Genomic DNA, 19,070 nt, shown 5'->3' with positions numbered 1-19,070 from the left:
ATGTGATTCAGGCTTTTTATTTATTTCAGACTCAGTTTTTGCCTCAACTTCTGGTTCAGCTTTTGACTAAGCCAAAGCGCAGTTTATTTCACTCGCTGTTTAGACGACGAGTGATGACTGCTTGAGCGACTACCACCACGGTTGTTGTGGGATGTATTACTCGCTCTTTGCTGCGGCTTGATGCTGTGGTTTTGGGCGCTACGGTTGTTATTCACTCGCGCTGTTTGGTTATAGTGCTTGCTACTTTGCTGTTTATTAACAGTCGGTCTGCTGGTCGCTTGTCTATTAGTAACCTGCCTGTTTGTCGCTTGTCTGCTGCTCGGTTGCTTGGTCGCTTTTTGGCTTTGATTAGCCTTATTTGAACGGTTTGGCTGTGATTTATTTGCCGTTCTCAGCGCTTTATCCTGCTGGCCATTATGCATTTTATTCGTATTACTTGGTCTAGTGCTCGGTCTAGTACTGGGCTTAGTGCTCGGTCTAGTATTTGGCTTAGTACTGGGTCTTGAGCTATAGCTCGGCTTAGCATTATGATTATTTTTTAATGCTTTATTCACACGTTGCTGCTTTGCTATATGGCTTGGCTTAGAGTTATGTAGCTGTGCTGGCTTACCTTTATGACCAGGTTTTTGAGCATGAGCCAGCTTGTGGCTGTTATTGTAACGGGCACGATCATACTTATGGCTTACTCTCGGCGCTTTATAAGCAACCCCGCGGCGATGAGCTGGTTTGTGCTTCCAGCGGTGTGAGCCTTGGCTATAGGCAATCTTATGGGGCTTACGATAGTAATGAGTCTTATGATGATTAATCACCACCACGCGTCTATTTGACCAATGCACCGCGCCAAAGAAGTAGTTAAAGTTGATATAAACACTTGGTCCCCAATAAATTGGGCGGTTCGGGCGGTAATGCACATAAGATGGATAACGCCAATATACTGGTGGGTATGCATTCCAGCGCCAGCTACCGTAAACAATTCTTGGATCGTAATAGGGAACATAAACCACTTCCGTACGGGCAGGCTCAATAATGATCTGCTTTTCTTCACGGGTGATGGTCATGTTTTCCATATCATCAAAACTATTGGCTTCATCTGCTTGATGGCGCAATGTTTGAATGCTGGCTAATACCGTTTCTTCATCTTGCAGAAATGCTTCACCTAACTCCTGAGTCCAATCAAGATCTTCATTAAGCTTTTCAAGCACAGTGGGAAAGGCCACCAATGCCATGACGCTAGGGTCCCAATCCTGTTGCTCGGCTTGCTGCATTTTCTGTTCGCTATCAAGCTGACTATTTTCTTGCTGCCAGCGATGGGCTTGTACTACCTCTAGAGGGTAGGTAGACGCAATCAGAATATGGGTTAACAAACTATCTGGATATAAGGCTATAGGAGCAAGCATTTGCGCCAGCTGCGCTTCAGACAGCTGCTCAGCATCTTGACTGTAGGCTTGATCGCTTACCAGTGTTTGTGCGCCACTGTCTGTGGCCGCGAATGCCGCAGGAGAAAGCATAATGCACACGGCAACTAGGCTTGTTCTGATGCGATTAAACGTCGTATTCATTAATATCATATCGTCTCCAACTCCTTTTTGATAAAGGCAGTTTTTGAATGTTAGATATAGGATAACGAAGTGAAAATGAACACAAGATGAAAGCAGGGAATTTATTTCGAGTGAATTAAGCGACTAATGGTAAAAGCTAGTCATTAAATGTGATGGTGAATTTAGCGCCGCCATAAGTGTCAGATGCACCGACGCTTAATTGCCCCTGATAACTTTCGACAATATCACGCACTATGGCTAAGCCAATGCCGTGACCTTGTTGGTAGGTATCGGCTCTGATGCCACGTTCAAAAATACCGTGCTGTTGCTCTGGGGTTAGGCCTTTGCCGTCATCTTCAATGATTAAGTGTAATTGGTTATCGGTTTGCAATACGCTAAGGCAAACTTGGGCCTTAGCGGCTTTACAGGCGTTGTCTAACAGGTTGCCAAGCATTTCACTTAAGTCAGCTTCTTCGCCTTTAAATAGCATGTTGGCTTGGGCTTGGTAATCGATATCAAGGTGTTGCTGTTGGTATATTTTACTTAAGGTTCTGATTAACTTGCTGGCGACATCATCCACTTTAACCCCTAAATGCCAAGGCTTATTACCGCTAGTTTTGGCTTTATTGAGCTGATAGCTAATGATGTTATTGATATTGCTGGCTTGCTCTTTGGAGTCGGCACTTAAGTCTTTTTGGCTTTGCAGCACTGCTAGCGGGGTTTTTAAGCTATGGGCTAGATCGGCTAAGGCATTTTTATAACGCTGCCTTTGCTGTTGCTCAGTTTTTAATAGCACATTGAGCTGTTTTGCCACCGCGTTGAGCTCTATTGGGTAGTTTTGCTCAATGCGAGTTTGCTCACCTTGCTCGACTAACGTGAGCTCTTGAGTAAAACGGTTTAACGGTTTTAATGTCCACAGCAACCATATGGCCTGTATCAAGGCTAGTACCACCATTAACACTGCTAACCATGTCCATAGAGTGTTGCTAAACTCACTAATTTGCCTTTGAAAATCTGCGTCATCTTTAATGATATGAACCGTTATTTGTAGCGGTTTTTTATCTGTTTCAAAAGAAACGGTGAAGTTATATACCACATGATTATTGGGTTCATTACTAATGTCATCATCAAAGATGATTTGAGTAAGCTTGCCTTCGCCCATGGCCGGTATTGGTAATTGAGGCAGGGTTAAGCCTAAAAAAGATTCTGATGACCATACTTCATTAACGCCAGAGGGAGAATTTGAAGTGATAAGTGCATACAAACCCGAGCCGACAATATTAAATTGATTTTCCAATAAGTAATTGGGCATCACCACCTTATTGTCTTTGACTTCTGCCACTGCCAGCACCGAATACACATAGGCTTTTAACTGGTTATTAATCGATTGGGCGATTTGATGTTTAAAGGCATTATTAACCGCCGCGCCAATGAGAGGCAGTAACACCACAATTAACACTAAGCCACTGAGCATCAACCTTACTTTTAAGGAGTTAAAGAGTGCGAGTCGAGGCAAAGTTAATGGCTTTTTCATCAGAAGGTTATTTACTTAGCTGGCGTAGGCGATAACCTTGGCCACGCAAAGTTTCAATTAATTTATATTGGTTATCAGGGTCGAGCTTTTTACGTAAGCGGCGGATAAACACTTCAATGACGTTGGAGTCCAAGTCAAAATCCTGATCGTAAATATGTTCAATTAAGGTGGGTTTAGAAATCACTTCACCCTGATGCATCATAAAATATTCAAACAGTTTGAATTCAGAGCTACTTAAAATAACCGACTGCTGTAAATGCGTTAACGCTAAGGTGCGGGTATTAAGACTAAAAGGGCCATTACTGATCACCGGACTTGCTTGCCCAGCTGAGCGGCGGATTAATGCATTGAGACGGGCGACTAACTCTTCAGGCTGAAATGGTTTAGTGAGGTAATCATCTGCGCCAGAATCTAGCCCTAGCACCTTGTCTTGCCAGCCATCTCTAGCGGTTAAAATCAAAATCGGATAATCGATTTGTTTTTCACGCAGCTGGGTAATTAAGCTCAGGCCATCTATTTTAGGTAACCCCACATCGATGATAGCTGCATCATATTGATACTCAGAGGCTTGAAACAATCCGTCTTCGCCATCAGATGAAATATCAACGCTGTAATTTGCCCCTTGAAGGTGCTCAGTGAGATTGCGTTGTAAGCCTAAATCATCTTCAACTAATAATATTCTCATGCCTAGCCTCTTGAATTTAGTTGCTAAAAATTAAGCTTTGGCAACGATGGCGGTTAAAGATTAGTTTCTTGAAACTGAACCTGAACGTGCATTGACGGTGGCGTAAAACACCATGCCTTTATTTGACAGTAGTTTAACCCGATAGCCAGGAGAGCCGTTCACTGAGGTTGATTGCACCGACAGCACTTTAGCCGAGTATTGCCTTTTAGCCAGTTGCGCAGCCTGCTGTGAGCTATTAACGGCTAACTTTTTCGACTGGTTGGTTTTTTTTTGATTGGGCGCATGCTGATTGGGCGATTGATGGGCACGCTGATGGATGCCTTGTTGACTCCAATTGCCTGAAACTGGCGCAGCCTGAACTAATCCGATACTGAGAAAACTCAATATTAAGATAGTCAGGGGAATGCGTAATTTCGTTGTTACTTTGCTCATTTGCCAAGTCCAATTGAATATTTATCTTTGAAATCAGTCATCAGTGTAAAAGATCTGCTGCAATATAGAAATAGCGCTTCGCTATCAAAACTGCCTATCTCACAGCAGTAGTTTTAATCATTATCTAATGGCTTTGATGAATTCTAGCTGAACGTGTTCAGCTTATATTCATTTTCAATGCACTTAAATAGAAAGCAGGTTTCACCAAGCGCATTGAAAACAAGGATTGATTATGATGACTTTATCTATTTCAAAATGGTCGCTGACGGCAGTAGTGCTTTTATCGATGAGCGGTTTTGTACACACTGCTGTCGCCTCTGAAGCGGCTGCTTTGTCAAATGTGGCTGCTTTATCAAATCAAGTGCAGGCAAAAGTATTAGTGAGTAGTGAAGGGCGACAATTAACTGCCTCAGAAAAGCCAAACCAAGTGAAGGTTGACCCGCAGCGCATTAACGCATTGGTAAATAATGCCAAGCAGCTTGAGCCTGCGCTAGCCGTTGAGCGTTCAGTGCGCATCAAGCAGTTATCGCAGTTATCTAAACAAACCACATCACAAGTAGCGCCTAAAAATACCTTAACCAATAATGCCATAACCAATACTGCCTCTATGATGTATGTGCAGCCGGGGCTTAGGGATTTTACGATTTATCAGGCCTACAGTCATTTATATGATGATTTTGATGAAGATGGTTTTTATCAAACTTTTACCGTGACCTTTGATGCTGATGTTTACGGCTTTAGTGTCGGCGAGCCTGCTAATGTTTATGCTGAATTGTATTTAAGCCGAAATGGCGGCCCGTGGCAGCATTATTACTCCACCGATATTTTTACCATTTATGGCGAAGCTGAAGATGACAGTTATGAGGTGCTAACCACCTTAGCCCAAGGGTATAAAACCGATTACTATGACGTACTGATTGATTTATATGAGGTGGGTTATGAGGATATTGTTGCCACCATCAGTAGTGAAGAGGCTGATAGCTTATATGCCTTGCCGTTAGAAAGTAGCGATAGAGATACGGTTTATATTGAAGAAGAAATCATTGAAACTGAAGTGATAGTCAGTGGCGGTAGTACCTCAGGTGTCATGTTAATCTTAGCTGTAGGTTTGCTAATAATGAGACGAAAAAGTATGACGTCATGAGCTTATTAACTCACCACCGTGACTCTTATTAATTAACAGCGTCGCGGTGGTTATTCATTTCTACTTCACTGTTACTTCACTATTTATTTAACTAGGGACTCAATCTCACCATGATGTAGCTGAGTAACCAGTAAGTCACCTGAGCTTACTTGGTTCGCCTGTTCAACTACCTTGCCATCACTGTCTTTAGTAATACTGTAACCACGGCTTAAGGTGGCTAACGGGCTTACGGTTTCCAGCTTATGAGCGCTGTAACTGAGTTGCTTACTGGCGTTATCAACTCGGCTTTTCATCGCTTCATTTAAGCGATTACTTAGATAAGTCATTTTGTTTTGCTCAAGGGTGAGTTTGTGCACTGGCGATTGCTGCTGCAAACGGCTTTTTAATTGTTGTTGCCTCATTTGGGCGCGGGCCAGTTTGTGCTGCAACGCAGACTCAAGCTTTAACTGCATTTCATCAAAACGTTGTTCAAGCTGTTGTAGTTGCCTTTTAGGATCTTGTCTTTGCAGCTGGTGGCTTAATTCAGCAAGTTGGGTGCTTTGATGCAATATGTAATGACGATAGGCTTGCCTTAAACGCGCGAAAGTCGCAGTCAATTTTTGGCTTTTATTGCCTTTATCATCAGATAACAACTCAGCCCCTGCCGATGGCGTCGGCGCTCTTACATCAGCAACATAGTCACTGATGGTGGTATCAATTTCATGGCCCACAGCGCTCACTACGGGCAATGCACTGTTATAAATCGCGTGGGCTAAGTCTTCATCGTTAAAGCACCATAGATCTTCCAGTGAACCGCCACCACGGGTGAGTAGCAGCACATCAACCTCAAGACGTTTGTTGGCGGTAGTGATGGCATCGATAATTAATTTACTGGCAGTAGCACCTTGTACTTGAGTGGGGTAAACCACCACTTCAATGGACGGATCGCGCCGCGATAACACATGCACTACATCGCGAATGGCTGCACCAGTAGCTGAGGTAATCACACCTATTCGTTGGATATTTTGTGGAATAGGGCGCTTAGTTTCTGTTGCAAATAAGCCTTCTGCGGCTAATTTTAGCTTAAGCGCCTCATATTGCTGTGCTAGCAATCCATCACCCGCAGGCAACATCGACTCTAATAGTAATTGATAATCGCCGCGGGGCTCGTAAACACTGATGGCGCCTTTAACTAAAACCTGTTGTCCATTAACCGGTCTAAAGGCGACTGATTGATTACGACCTTTAAACATCGCACAACGAATTTGTGAGCGACTGTCCTTTAAAGTCATATACCAATGACCTGAATTTGGGGAAACAAAGTTCGAGATTTCGGCCTCTAGCCAGACCTTACCAAGCTCTCCTTCAAGCAGCTGGCGGACTTCACCGTTTAATCGCGAAACGGAGTAAACATTATTTTTTGAGCTTTTCATCAATTTAGGCCACCCAATCGGAACTTTTGACTATTTTCCATTTACCAACCCCAATATGCAAGGTATAATCCCGCCGCAATATTTACCCTTTCTAAACCCTACACTTTCTGGGAGATGTTGCATGTTAAGATTAAGAAATGACGCACTAACATTTGATGATGTACTACTGGTGCCTGCTCACTCAACCGTCCTCCCAAATACCGCTGTTCTAAAAACACGTCTGACTAGAAAAATAGAATTAAACACCCCAATTGTTTCTGCAGCTATGGATACCGTAACTGAAGCTCGCTTAGCGATCGCGATGGCACAAGAAGGTGGTTTAGGTTTTATTCATAAAAATATGACCATTGAGCAGCAAGCTGAAGAAGTTCGTAAAGTTAAAATTTACGAAGCGGGTATTGTTCAGCAACCTGTTACAGTTAATCCATCAACAACCTTAGCTGACGTTAAGCAATTAACTGAGCGCAATGGTTTTGCTGGTTACCCAGTGGTTAATGACGCAAGTGAACTTGTGGGTATTATCACTGGCCGTGATGTGCGCTTTGTCACTGACTGGACCATGACTGTTGAACAAGTTATGACCCCAAAAGATCGTCTTGTGACGGTTCAAGAAGGCACTAAATTAGATGAAGTACAAACATTAATGCATTCTCACCGCGTTGAGAAAGTGCTAGTGGTTGACGCTAACTTCAAGCTTAAAGGCCTTATCACAGTTAAAGATTTCCAAAAAGCTGAACGTAAACCAAATGCATGTAAAGACGAGTTAGGTCGTTTACGTGTAGGTGCAGCCGTTGGCGCTGGTGCAGGTAACGAAGAGCGTATTGCTGCATTGGTTAAAGCCGGTGTTGACGTATTATTGATTGACTCATCTCATGGTCACTCAGAAGGCGTATTGCAACGTATTCGTGATACTCGCGCATCATTCCCTGACTTACAAATTGTTGGCGGTAACGTTGCAACAGCTGAAGGCGCATTAGCCCTAGTTGAAGCTGGCGTTGATGCGGTTAAAGTGGGTATTGGCCCTGGATCAATCTGTACTACGCGTATCGTAACCGGTGTTGGCGTGCCGCAAATTACTGCAGTATCTGACGCAGCAGCGGCAGTTAAGCATCTTGATATTCCGGTTATTGCCGATGGCGGTATTCGTTTTTCAGGTGATTTAGCTAAAGCATTGGCAGCGGGTGCATCTTGCATCATGGCAGGTTCAATGTTTGCTGGTACTGATGAAGCGCCGGGCGAAACTGAGCTATACAATGGTCGTGCTTATAAGTCATACCGCGGTATGGGCTCTTTAGGTGCGATGACTCAAACTCAAGGTTCATCAGATCGCTATTTCCAAAGTGACAATGCTGCTGACAAATTAGTACCAGAAGGTATTGAAGGCCGCGTTGCTTACAAAGGTAAATTAAAAGAGATTATTCACCAGCACATGGGCGGCTTACGTTCATGTATGGGTCTTACCGGTTGTGCCACCATTAAAGAATTAAATGAAAAAGCTGAGTTCGTTAAAATTACTTCAGCAGGCATGGGCGAGTCTCATGTGCACGATGTCACCATCAGTAAAGAAGCGCCGAACTATCGTAGCGGCACTTAATAATTAATAAGGCGCTCATTTATTTGAGCGCCTTTTTTCAATTTCATTATGCATTTGAAATTATGCATTTGAGATTGAAGCAAATCTACTAGATCAAACCAGATATAAGGTAACCCATGAGCAACATTCATGAGCATAAAATCCTGATCCTAGATTTTGGATCGCAATACACGCAGTTAATCGCCCGCCGTATTCGTGAAATCGGTGTTTATTGTGAGCTTTGGGCTTGGGATGTATCTGAAGAGCAAATTAAAGGTTTTGCTCCTAACGGCATCATTTTAGCTGGTGGCCCTGAAAGCGTTACCGCTGCTAACTCACCACGAGCACCAGAATATGTATTCAATGCTGGCGTACCTGTTTTAGGTATTTGTTACGGCATGCAAACCATGTCTGAGCAGCTTGGCGGCAAAGTGATCCAAGGCGTTGGCGAAGGCGAGTTCGGTTACGCGCAGGTTGAACTGCAAACGGAATCAGCCTTATTCAAAAGCATTGAAGATGCCATCAGTGAAACAGGCAAGCCATTACTGGATGTATGGATGAGCCACGGCGATAAAGTATCTGAAATCCCAGAAGGTTTTGTTACTGTCGCTAAAACTGACACTTGCCCATACGCTGCAATGGCCAATGAAGATAAGCATTTCTACGGGGTGCAATTTCACCCAGAAGTGACCCACACTCGTCAAGGTAAGCGCATGCTTGAGCACTTCGCGCTAGAGATCTGTGGCTGTCCTGCTAACTGGAAACCATCATCAATTATTGAAGATGCTATTGAAAAACTGAAAAAACAAATCGGTAACGATGAAGTAATTTTAGGTTTGTCAGGTGGTGTAGATTCATCGGTTGTGGCCATGCTATTGCACCGCGCAATAGGCGACAAACTGACCTGTGTATTTGTTGATAACGGTCTGCTACGTTTAAACGAAGCCAACCAAGTCATGGAAATGTTTGGCGATCACTTCGGACTGAATATTGTTCACGTTAATGCTGAGCACCGTTTCTTAGAGCAAATGGCTGGCGAAGCAGAGCCAGAAGCTAAACGTAAAATCATTGGCCGCGTTTTCGTTGAGATTTTCGATGAAGAGTCAAAGAAATGCGTTAATGCAAAATGGTTAGCACAAGGCACGATTTACCCTGATGTAATTGAATCTGCAGGCAGCGCCACAGGCAAAGCCCATGTGATTAAGTCGCACCATAACGTTGGCGGTTTGCCAGATGATATGGAAATGGGACTAGTTGAGCCATTACGTGAGTTATTTAAAGATGAAGTGCGTAAAATTGGTTTAGAGCTTGGTCTGCCATACGACATGCTTTACCGTCATCCGTTCCCAGGACCGGGTCTGGGTGTGCGCGTTTTAGGTGAGGTGAAAAAAGAGTACTGTGACTTACTGCGTTTAGCGGATGCTATCTTCATTGAAGAGCTGCACAAAGCTGACCTTTACAACAAAGTCAGCCAAGCATTTACCGTATTCCTACCTGTTCGTTCTGTCGGCGTTATGGGCGATGGTCGTAAATATGATTGGGTAGTATCGCTGCGCGCAGTTGAAACTATCGACTTTATGACAGCCCACTGGGCACATTTACCTTATGACTTCTTAGGTCGTGTATCTAACCGCATTATTAATGAAATCGATGGTATTTCACGTGTGGTTTACGATATTTCAGGTAAGCCACCGGCAACCATTGAATGGGAATAACCCATTTAGATATTGCTGAATAAACAAAAAGGCGCTTCGGCGTCTTTTTTGTTTTAAACTATCTAATTCAATCTAACTGTTTTACAGCTATTTTTTACAACTAAAGCGTTATGAATTATCGAGCCCCCATGCCAACATCTACTGACATTGCAGATCCTATCATTGATGCCGATCTTGAAACCAAGCCTGAAACTGAGCCTAGCTCTGAGCCAGTGAATAAACTGGTTAATAAGCAGATCAATCAACTCGGTCAATTAGTTGAAACCGAGCTGACCGCTGAACAAACAGCTATTGATGAAAAGTGGATGCGAGTAGCAATGGCGCAAGCCAGGTTAGCAGAAGCCAAAGGAGAGGTGCCCGTGGGCGCAGTCTTGGTTAAAGATGATGAGTTGCTTGCTAGTGGCTTTAATTTAAGTATTTGCGAGCATAACCCCACAGCCCATGCTGAAATTGAATGTATTCGCGCCGCAGGGCAGGTGCTTGAAAACTACCGCATGTTAGACACTAGCTTGTATGTCACCCTAGAGCCTTGTTCCATGTGCGCTGGCGCTATGGTGCATAGCCGAATAAAACGAGTGGTATTTGGCGCAGATGATTTAAAAACCGGCGCCGCTGGCAGTGTGGTTAATTTAGTTCAACATGCTGATTTTAATCATCAGCTAGAGGTGACGTCTGGGGTATTAGCGAGCGAGTGTGCTGGGCAATTAAGTGCTTTTTTTAAACGTCGCAGAGAAGAAAAAAAAGCACTTAAAAAGTTACTGAAACAGCAATCAGACTTGTTGCTGCAAAAAGGCGAAAAATAATTTCTGGCGGTTAAGCATTTTACGTTGTTTAAGCTTGATAGCATTACGGCGACGAGCGCTGTTATTAGTGTTTCTTCTCATGTTAAGCCTTACTACATTGGTGAGGTTTTATATTAGTTAAAGCGAGCATAAATCACTTTCGAAAACAAACCATCGCTGCCCGGTTTGCTGTAAATCTAAAACTGGGTTAGCTCACAATCCCCATTTGCTAATTCGTATCCCTTACTTGCATTCACTAGCATAAAGGTGATGGTTAAAAAGTTACCCTAGACAGTGTAAAGCCAGTAAGTGACGGTTTTATTGCGCCGCTGATTTTACAATATCTTCTGGATTTTTATCATCATTGGCTGAAGTCTTAGCTTGGCCTGTGGTGTCATTTTCTGCTTGTTGCTGCATAAGTTCAAGCTGTTTATTTTGACTATCGACCCACACTAAGGTGTCGTAATATCGGCGGATGTTTTCCACATAGTGAACCGCTTCATTACCACGAGCATAACCATAACGAGTATGTTGATAATATTTGCGTTGTTGCAGCAGTGGCAAGACCTCTTTGACATCTCGCCATGCACTGGGATCTTTACCCATCCCTTGGGCTATTTTGCGGGCATCCTCCACATGACCTAAACCCACATTATAGGAGGCAAGGGCAAACCAAATACGCTGACTGTCAGGGATTGATGCTGGTAAACGATCGATCATTTTTTGCAAATAAATTGCGCCACCGCGAATGCTTTGTTCTGCATCGAGGCGGTTATCCACCCCCACAGAGCTTGCCGTTGGCTGGGTGAGCATCATCATGCCGCGAACGCCAGTGGGTGAGCGCGCTTTAGGGTTCCAATGGGACTCTTGATAACCGGCGGCGGCCACTTTACGCCAGTCGAGATCGCCAGCATGTTTTTCAAATAAGGCTTGGTATTCAGGTAGCACATTATCAATAGCGCGAATAAACGCGCGAGTATCAACATAGTCAAAGCGCTTAACATGGCCAAAATACTTTTCATTTAAATGCTCAAGGGTGCCATTCCGTTTTTGCTGATGCCAAAACGACAATAACGAGCCCATTAAGCGGTCGCTGCCATTGGGGCGCAATAACCATACAACGTCAGTTTTATCATCTAGGACGATACTGCCCCGTAACTCAGGTAAATAGCGTTGATTTATTCGTAGACTTTTAGAGTCTGCCACCGTATAAAGCAACTCGCCTTTCGCCACCAAAGAAAACAATTCTTCGTTGTCTTTGTCATACACTTGCTGCCATTTAAGGTTTGGGTGTGATTGCTGCAAGCTGGTTAATGTATCCACCGCCGCAGACTCAGAGATGACATAAATATCACCGCTCAGATTATCAAGATTTCTTGGCTTTTGAGTGCCGGTTTTATAAATCAATACTTGATTGACCTCATATAAAGCTGGCCCTAGTAAAAATTGTTCACGACGGTTTTGGGTAGTGGTAATTGCGGCGGCAACAATATCGATTTCATCATTTCGCAGAGCGGCGAATAACTGCTGCCTGTGGGTGTAAGGCACCATTTCTAATGGCACATCAAGATACGCTGCAAACTTTGCCGCCATTTCATAATCAAAACCACTCTCGCCAAGATCTGAGTTGAGGTAGGTTTGCGAGCCGTAAAGCGTCCCTACCTTTAAGACGGTACGTTTGGGGGAGGTTTCAACAAATTCAGTGACTTCAAACCTAGGTGGCTCACAGGCCACCAGTAAAAAGCTGAATGAAATAATCGTTAAAAGTTTGGTCATATCCATCTGTAAGCTATTGGTATTAGGCACTGTGCACTATTCAATGTTGAGCCTGAAAATATAATACCGTTTTAAAAAATGTCAGCGCTTTAGATATTTTAGCAGTAGTTTGCTATTTCACCTAGAAACCGGCTCAAGCTGAGTAAAATATACGTTTGAATTGATTAAAGAAAACCAAATGACAATTGGCTTTTAATCGCGAATTAACGCTTAAATTTTAAGCGCTTTTATGTGTTATTTAAATTGATTGTTTTCGTTAACGGGAAACACTGTTCTCACGCGCCTTGGTGGGTGATTTATAGGGTGTGATTCCCTATAATAGCGCCAATTCTTACCCTGCCATTATAATTAATAAGGTGAATTGACGTGATTGAGATCATTCGCGGAGCCCCAGCACTTTCAGCTTTTAGAGTTCAAAAGCTTATGGAGGCCTGTGAAACAGCAGCGCTTCCTGTTGAGCAAATCTATGCTGAGTATGTCCATTTAGCCGATTTAAGTGACAAGCTTGATGATAAAGAATATCAGCAACTTGAAACCATTCTAACCTACGGACCTGCAATTGAATCTCATACTCCAGAAGGATCATTGATATTTGTAACACCTCGCCCTGGAACGATTTCTCCTTGGTCATCTAAAGCAACTGACATCGCCCAAAATTGTGGTTTAGGCAAAGTAAAACGCCTAGAACGCGGTATTGCCTACTATGTTGCAGGAGCATCATTAACAGCGCAGCAGTTAGAGCAAGTGAAAGGCTTAATCCACGACCGTATGGTTGAAGTGATTTTACCTGAGTTTGCCGCAGCATCAGTATTGTTTGAACGCACTGAGCCATTGCCCTTCAAAAGCATCAATATTTTAGCTGAAGGTCGCCGCGCCCTTGAAGTGGCAAACGTGCAATTAGGCCTAGCGCTAGCAGAAGATGAAATCGACTACTTAGTTGATAACTTTGTGCGCTTAAACCGTAATCCTAACGACATCGAGCTAATGATGTTTGCTCAAGCAAACTCAGAGCATTGTCGTCACAAGATTTTCAATGCAGACTGGACTATCGATGGTGAAGTTCAGCCTAAATCATTATTCAAAATGATTAAAAACACCTTCGAAGTCACCCCAGACAACGTGTTATCAGCTTATAAAGATAATGCCGCTGTCATGACAGGCTCTGTTGCCGGTCGATTCTTCCCTGATCAAGATGGCGTTTATAACTATCACACCGAGCCAATGCACGTGTTGATGAAGGTTGAAACCCACAATCACCCAACAGCAATTAGCCCCTATCCGGGCGCTGCCACAGGATCAGGCGGTGAGATCCGTGATGAAGGCGCAACCGGTCGCGGTTCAAAACCTAAAGCAGGTTTAACAGGCTTTAGCGTATCAAACCTTAAAATCCCAGGCTTTGTGCAGCCATGGGAAGGCGACTACGGCAAACCTAGACGTATTGTAACGCCACTTGAAATCATGACTGAAGGCCCATTAGGCGGCGCAGCATTTAATAACGAATTTGGTCGTCCAGCCCTTGTGGGTTACTTCCGTACTTACGAGCAAGAAGTTGCCAGCCATAACGGTGTTGAAGTACGCGGTTACCACAAGCCAATCATGCTTGCTGGTGGTTTAGGTAATATTCGTGAAGATCATGTTCAAAAAGGCGAAATTACCGTTGGCGCTAAGCTGATTGTACTTGGCGGCCCTGCAATGAACATTGGTTTAGGCGGCGGCGCTGCGTCATCAATGGCCTCTGGTCAATCAAGTGAAGACTTAGATTTTGCTTCTGTACAACGTGAAAACCCAGAAATGGAACGTCGTTGTCAGGAAGTGATCGACCGTTGCTGGCAGATGGGTGACGATAACCCAATTCAATTTATTCACGATGTGGGCGCGGGCGGTTTATCAAATGCCTTCCCTGAGCTGGTGAATGATGCCGACAGAGGCGCATTGTTTAATTTACGTAACGTACCATCTGATGAGCCGGGCATGAGCCCACTTGAGATCTGGTGTAACGAATCTCAAGAACGTTATGTTCTGTCTGTGGCACCTGAGAATTTAGAAACCTTCAAGAAAATTTGTGAGCGTGAACGTGCGCCGTTTTCTGTGGTAGGTGATGCAACTGAAGAGCAGCACCTCACCCTTGAAGATAGCCACTTTGACAACAAGCCAATTGATTTACCCCTTGAGGTTTTATTAGGTAAAGCACCTAAAATGAGCCGCGATGTGGTCACTGCCAATGCTGAGTTTTCAGCGCTCGAAACCGCTAATATTGACCTTAAAGAAGCGGTATCGCGCATCTTGCATTTACCTACTGTGGCCGATAAGTCTTTCCTTATCACCATTGGTGACCGCTCGGTAACAGGTTTAGTTAACCGTGACCAAATGGTTGGACCTTGGCAGGTTCCTGTTGCTGATTGTGCCGTAACTGCAGCAAGTTATGACAGCTACGCCGGTGAAGCCATGTCTATTGGTGAACGTACTCCATTAGCATTACTTGATTTTGGCGCTTCAGCTCGTATGGCCGTCGCCGAGTCAATCTTAAACATTGCGGGTACTGATATTGGTTCATTCAAGCATATTAAATTATCAGCTAACTGGATGTCGGCAGCAGGTCACCCAGGTGAAGATGCCGGTCTTTATGAAGCAGTAAAAGCAGTGGGTGAAGAGCTTTGTCCTGAACTTGAGTTAACTATCCCAGTGGGTAAAGACTCAATGTCGATGAAAACTGCGTGGAACGAAGCCGGTGAAGATAAAGCTGTTACTTCACCAATGTCACTGGTTATCACTGCATTCGGTGTGGTCAAAGACATTCGCAACACTGTGACTCCAGAGCTTCGCACTGATAAAGGCGATACAGAACTGTTACTGATTGATTTGGCTAATGGTCAAAACCGTTTAGGCGGTTCTTGTTTAGCGCAAGTTTACAGCCAGTTAGGTGATGTGGCGCCAGACTTAGATGATGCAGCAAGCTTACGTAGCTTCTTTGAAGTGATTCAGCCATTAGTCGCTGCTCAAAAAGTCTTTGCTTATCATGACCGCAGTGACGGCGGTTTATTCACGACACTAGTGGAAATGGCATTTGCGGGTAATACCGGCCTTAATATTGATTTAGCAGCACTTAAAGGCACAGACCTTGAGCGCTTGTTTAATGAAGAGTTAGGCGCGGTTATTCAGGTGTCTAAAGCTGATTCAGCTAACATTCAAGCTCAGTTCGCTGCCGTGGGCGTGTCTTGCCAATATATTGCCAAGCTAACCCAAGATGATCAAATCACTATCGTTGATGGCCAGACGCCAGTATTTAGTGACAGCCGCGTAGCACTGCGCACCATGTGGTCTGAAACCACTTATCGCATGCAGTCACTACGTGACAACCCTGAATGTGCTAAAGAAGAGTTTGAACTTAAGCAGCAAGCCAAAGACCCAGGTCTTACAGTTGATTTACGCTTTAACCCAAGCGAAGACGTTGCCGCGCCATTTATCTTAAAAGGTGTCGCACCTAAGATGGCGATTATCCGTGAGCAAGGGGTTAACTCCCACGTTGAAATGGCAGCAGCCTTTGATCGCGCAGGTTTCGAAAGCCGCGACGTGCATATGTCTGACATTTTATCGGGTCGCATCAACCTAGAAGAATTCCAAGGCCTAGTGGCTTGTGGTGGATTCTCTTACGGTGATGTACTGGGCGCAGGTGAAGGTTGGGCTAAGTCAATCTTATTTAACGACCGTGCTCGCAGTGAGTTCTCACAGTTCTTTGAACGTGATGGCACGCTAGCATTAGGTGTATGTAACGGTTGTCAGATGTTATCTAACCTGAAAGAAATCATTCCAGGAAGTGAGCATTGGCCACACTTTGTCCGTAACCGTTCGGAGCGTTTTGAAGCACGTGCGAGTTTGGTTGAAGTACAAAAGAGCCCATCAATCTTCTTTGAAGGTATGGAAGGTTCACGTATGCCAATCGCAGTATCACACGGTGAAGGCCGCGCTGAGTTTAAGTCAGTTGAAGCCTTAGCCGCCGCTGAAGCGACAGGCACAGTGGCACTGCGTTACGTTGACGGTAATGGCGCTATAGCAACCCAATACCCACAAAACCCCAATGGTTCGCCAAATGCGATTACCGCATTAACTACCACTGATGGCCGAGTGACGATTATGATGCCGCATCCAGAACGAGTATTCAGAACCGTTGCCAACTCTTGGCACCCAGATGAATGGGGTGAAGACAGCCCATGGATGCGTATGTTCCGCAATGCACGGGTTAAGTTAGGTTAAGCTTCACTTAACCTAGATTGAGTTAACAGCAAAAAGGCGACCAAATGGTCGCCTTTTTATTGGGTTTGAGTTTGTGGAGAGTATTGCTAACTCATTTCTGGATAGAAACGCGTTAGACATTTAACTCTATCTGTGAGTTTCAGATTAAAATTTCGATGAATTAACGCTGGCATAAATGGCGGAACAAGTTTGGTAGTTTTATTGCGTTTCTTTGCAATAAAAATCGCCAAGCTTGTGGAGTCCATTTGATGACCCTTGTTAAATTGCATTTGGTTTTATCCCAATATCAGAACATACCTCAGGTAAGATTTCGTCTGTTAGGCCAGAGGGAAGTTTTTCTAATTTTGGCCTTGTTAATTGTAGTTGAACAGCCTTGTCACCACTTGTAACTTTGTCAATCCAAGGCTTAAAGTAGGAAGCTCTTGAGTAAACCTCTTGAACTCCATATTTACCTATACCTTCACCTTCAACTCTAGAACTAACACCAAGCAAGTAATTTGTTCCATTAGATTTTAGAAATGCAGGTCCTCCACTATCTCCTCCACCAGAAACCCCTTCTAACGGTAAAGCTGAATCTCCACTATCAAAAACAAATTTTAATAATGGCCCATCGGCCATAGTAATTATATTTTGAGCTTTACGTAACACCCCGTTATTTTCATAGTTATCCACCGTTTGGCCAATTAAACCATTACCAGTACCACCTACACCGATAAACCAAGTTGGTTTTCCAAGCTCATCAGTATTTCCGTAAACAGTTGCAGGCTCAATTCCCGTTACAGGATTAATTAATTTGACTAAAGCTATATCGTGACTTTTACCGGGTTTGTAGTCTCTATGGACAAATACACTTTCTACTTTATGCAGACCATTATTGAACGCTACATAACTTTCGGGGGTCACACAAAATGTGGCATGCGCAGCGGTCACTATCCAATCAGGTTTAATTAATGTTCCATGTGCGCCATCAACATAGAATGTTGCCAATGGAGCAAAATCACTTGGCATAGCCTGGTACTTTTTGTCATCAACATCATGACGAACAACTATTGCTGAAGACGAAAAACTTAAAATAAACAATGAAATAAATAGAAATATACGCATGACTTCCCTTTGCAATTTAACGCCGCATTAAGCGGACTAAAATTGTGGGTTATACTGTGGAGCGAAGCGGAACGTAACCCACTGTTTTAGTTCCGTTTAAATGCCTTGTGTACGCCCAGCATGGGCATGAACTAATGAGGTGAAAGTCCTCTGTAGGAAGGTCACCGTTTATTAACATGCTGTTATTAAACGTTAACTACTAGCGAATGGCAAGGGCTTATCCGCGAGGATTGGTCTGGAGGAAGCCGCTAGCAAATTTGCGAGCTGATGAACAAGAACATCATATGAGGCGTAGGCTAGAGGTGAGTTGGCAGGGTCTGCCCCGCGAAGCAAGGGTACAAGACGACGAAACCACGTGATCTAATGGCCACCGTAAATGATGCAGCAGTGCAAAGAAAGTTCATGTTCTTATCTGGGGAGATCTACTTAACACGCGATCGGTAATTAACCAGTAAGGCTCTGGTTTATAGGTGCCTTGGCTTTTCAGCGCCATCGACTGAAAAGAGCGAATCAGATGGAAACCGATAGCGCATGACGGGGTAACTCGGCGTGTGATTAAGCAGAAGTCAGCAGACGGCATAGTAGCCCAACGCCCATCGTAATGGATGGGATATGGTGAAGGCCTGAACATTCAGAAGAAGGAGGAGTCTTGTCAAACTTGTCGATACTCACTACGTCGCCAGACGATTACTATCAGCAGCGTATTGACCTGCAACCGGCCTTCAACAGCGATCTATTCCAGCAACTACTCGAACCTGAGAATTTACACCGAGCGTGGCGGCAAGTTAAAGCCAATAAAGGCGCGGCTGGTATCGATGGTATGACTATCGAAGCCTTCCCGATCTGGATGCAACAAGGCGGTTGGCAACAGTGTAAAACTCAACTTGAGCAAGGTAAATATCTACCCTCAGCGGTCAGGCGTGTAGAGATCGACAAACCCGATGGCGGTAAACGCAAATTGGGGATCCCGAACGTCATTGACCGTGTCATACAGCAAGCGATAGCTCAAATACTCACTCCACTGTTTGACCCATTTTTCTCGGCTAATAGCTTTGGCTTTAGGCCGAATAAAAATGCCAAACAAGCGGTACTGCAAGTTAAGGATATCATCAAACAGAAACGTA

General features: G+C 44.1%; 13 protein-coding genes. 6 read left to right on the top strand and 7 right to left on the bottom strand.

The features are described 5' to 3' along the window. Positions 1–83: 83 nt before the first annotated feature. The 4 genes from AB4140_RS07890 to AB4140_RS07875 all read right to left on the bottom strand — a co-directional run bounded on the left by AB4140_RS07890 (position 84) and on the right by AB4140_RS07875 (position 4,189). Complete coding sequence (locus tag AB4140_RS07890) at positions 84–1,568, bottom strand: DUF3300 domain-containing protein (protein ID WP_372000477.1); 1,485 nt, start codon at positions 1,566–1,568, stop codon at positions 84–86. A 127-nt stretch (positions 1,569–1,695) separates the two neighbouring features. Next, the gene (locus tag AB4140_RS07885) at positions 1,696–3,072 is read right to left on the bottom strand and encodes an ATP-binding protein (protein ID WP_372000475.1); all 1,377 of its coding nucleotides are present in this window, start codon (positions 3,070–3,072) and stop codon (positions 1,696–1,698) included. A 7-nt stretch (positions 3,073–3,079) separates the two neighbouring features. Further along, positions 3,080–3,757, bottom strand: coding sequence for a response regulator transcription factor (locus AB4140_RS07880; protein ID WP_102440581.1), 678 nt, complete (start codon positions 3,755–3,757; stop codon positions 3,080–3,082). A 60-nt stretch (positions 3,758–3,817) separates the two neighbouring features. Further along, positions 3,818–4,189, bottom strand: a complete 372-nt coding sequence (locus AB4140_RS07875; RefSeq protein WP_133126440.1) for a PepSY domain-containing protein — start codon at positions 4,187–4,189, stop codon at positions 3,818–3,820. A gap of 232 nt (positions 4,190–4,421) precedes the next feature. Here AB4140_RS07875 and AB4140_RS07870 point away from each other — a divergent pair, with 232 nt between their 5' ends. Further along, positions 4,422–5,333 carry a choice-of-anchor H family protein gene (locus AB4140_RS07870; protein WP_102520522.1) on the top strand — a complete coding sequence of 304 codons (912 nt, stop codon included), beginning with the start codon at positions 4,422–4,424 and terminating at the stop codon, positions 5,331–5,333. 83 nt (positions 5,334–5,416) lie between these two features. Here AB4140_RS07870 and xseA read toward each other — a convergent pair whose 3' ends face one another. Beyond that, positions 5,417–6,745, bottom strand: a complete 1,329-nt coding sequence (gene xseA / locus AB4140_RS07865) for an exodeoxyribonuclease VII large subunit (protein WP_102440579.1) — start codon at positions 6,743–6,745, stop codon at positions 5,417–5,419. Between the two features lie 121 nt (positions 6,746–6,866). On the opposite strand from xseA, the gene guaB reads away from it, so the two are divergent. From guaB to tadA, 3 genes are all read left to right on the top strand, one after another. Beyond that, positions 6,867–8,339, top strand: coding sequence for an IMP dehydrogenase (gene guaB, locus AB4140_RS07860; protein WP_076542723.1), 1,473 nt, complete (start codon positions 6,867–6,869; stop codon positions 8,337–8,339). Between the two features lie 116 nt (positions 8,340–8,455). Continuing rightward, positions 8,456–10,033, top strand: a complete 1,578-nt coding sequence (guaA, locus tag AB4140_RS07855; RefSeq protein ID WP_076542725.1) for a glutamine-hydrolyzing GMP synthase — start codon at positions 8,456–8,458, stop codon at positions 10,031–10,033. 128 nt (positions 10,034–10,161) lie between these two features. Beyond that, complete coding sequence (gene tadA / locus AB4140_RS07850; RefSeq protein WP_102440607.1) at positions 10,162–10,836, top strand: tRNA adenosine(34) deaminase TadA; 675 nt, start codon at positions 10,162–10,164, stop codon at positions 10,834–10,836. Positions 10,837–11,133: 297 nt separating this feature from the next. On the opposite strand, the gene mltF is transcribed toward tadA, so the two are convergent. Continuing rightward, positions 11,134–12,591, bottom strand: coding sequence for a membrane-bound lytic murein transglycosylase MltF (gene mltF / locus AB4140_RS07845; RefSeq protein WP_102477228.1), 1,458 nt, complete (start codon positions 12,589–12,591; stop codon positions 11,134–11,136). A gap of 369 nt (positions 12,592–12,960) precedes the next feature. Here mltF and purL point away from each other — a divergent pair, with 369 nt between their 5' ends. Continuing rightward, positions 12,961–16,842: a phosphoribosylformylglycinamidine synthase gene (purL, locus tag AB4140_RS07840; RefSeq protein ID WP_372000493.1), complete on the top strand. Its 3,882-nt coding sequence runs from the start codon at positions 12,961–12,963 to the stop codon at positions 16,840–16,842. A 258-nt stretch (positions 16,843–17,100) separates the two neighbouring features. On the opposite strand, the gene AB4140_RS07835 is transcribed toward purL, so the two are convergent. Beyond that, positions 17,101–17,946: a trypsin-like serine protease gene (locus AB4140_RS07835; protein WP_372000471.1), complete on the bottom strand. Its 846-nt coding sequence runs from the start codon at positions 17,944–17,946 to the stop codon at positions 17,101–17,103. 649 nt (positions 17,947–18,595) lie between these two features. Between AB4140_RS07835 and AB4140_RS07830 the strand changes: the two genes are divergently transcribed. Next, positions 18,596–19,070, top strand: a 475-nt coding sequence (locus AB4140_RS07830; RefSeq protein ID WP_372000469.1) for a reverse transcriptase domain-containing protein, incomplete at its 3' end; no start/stop codon positions are given.

It is taken from the genome of Shewanella sp. 10N.286.51.B2, assembly GCF_041469265.1.
Classification (GTDB): Bacteria; Pseudomonadota; Gammaproteobacteria; order Enterobacterales; family Shewanellaceae; genus Shewanella.
This window is presented reverse-complemented; position numbering and strand designations above follow the sequence as displayed.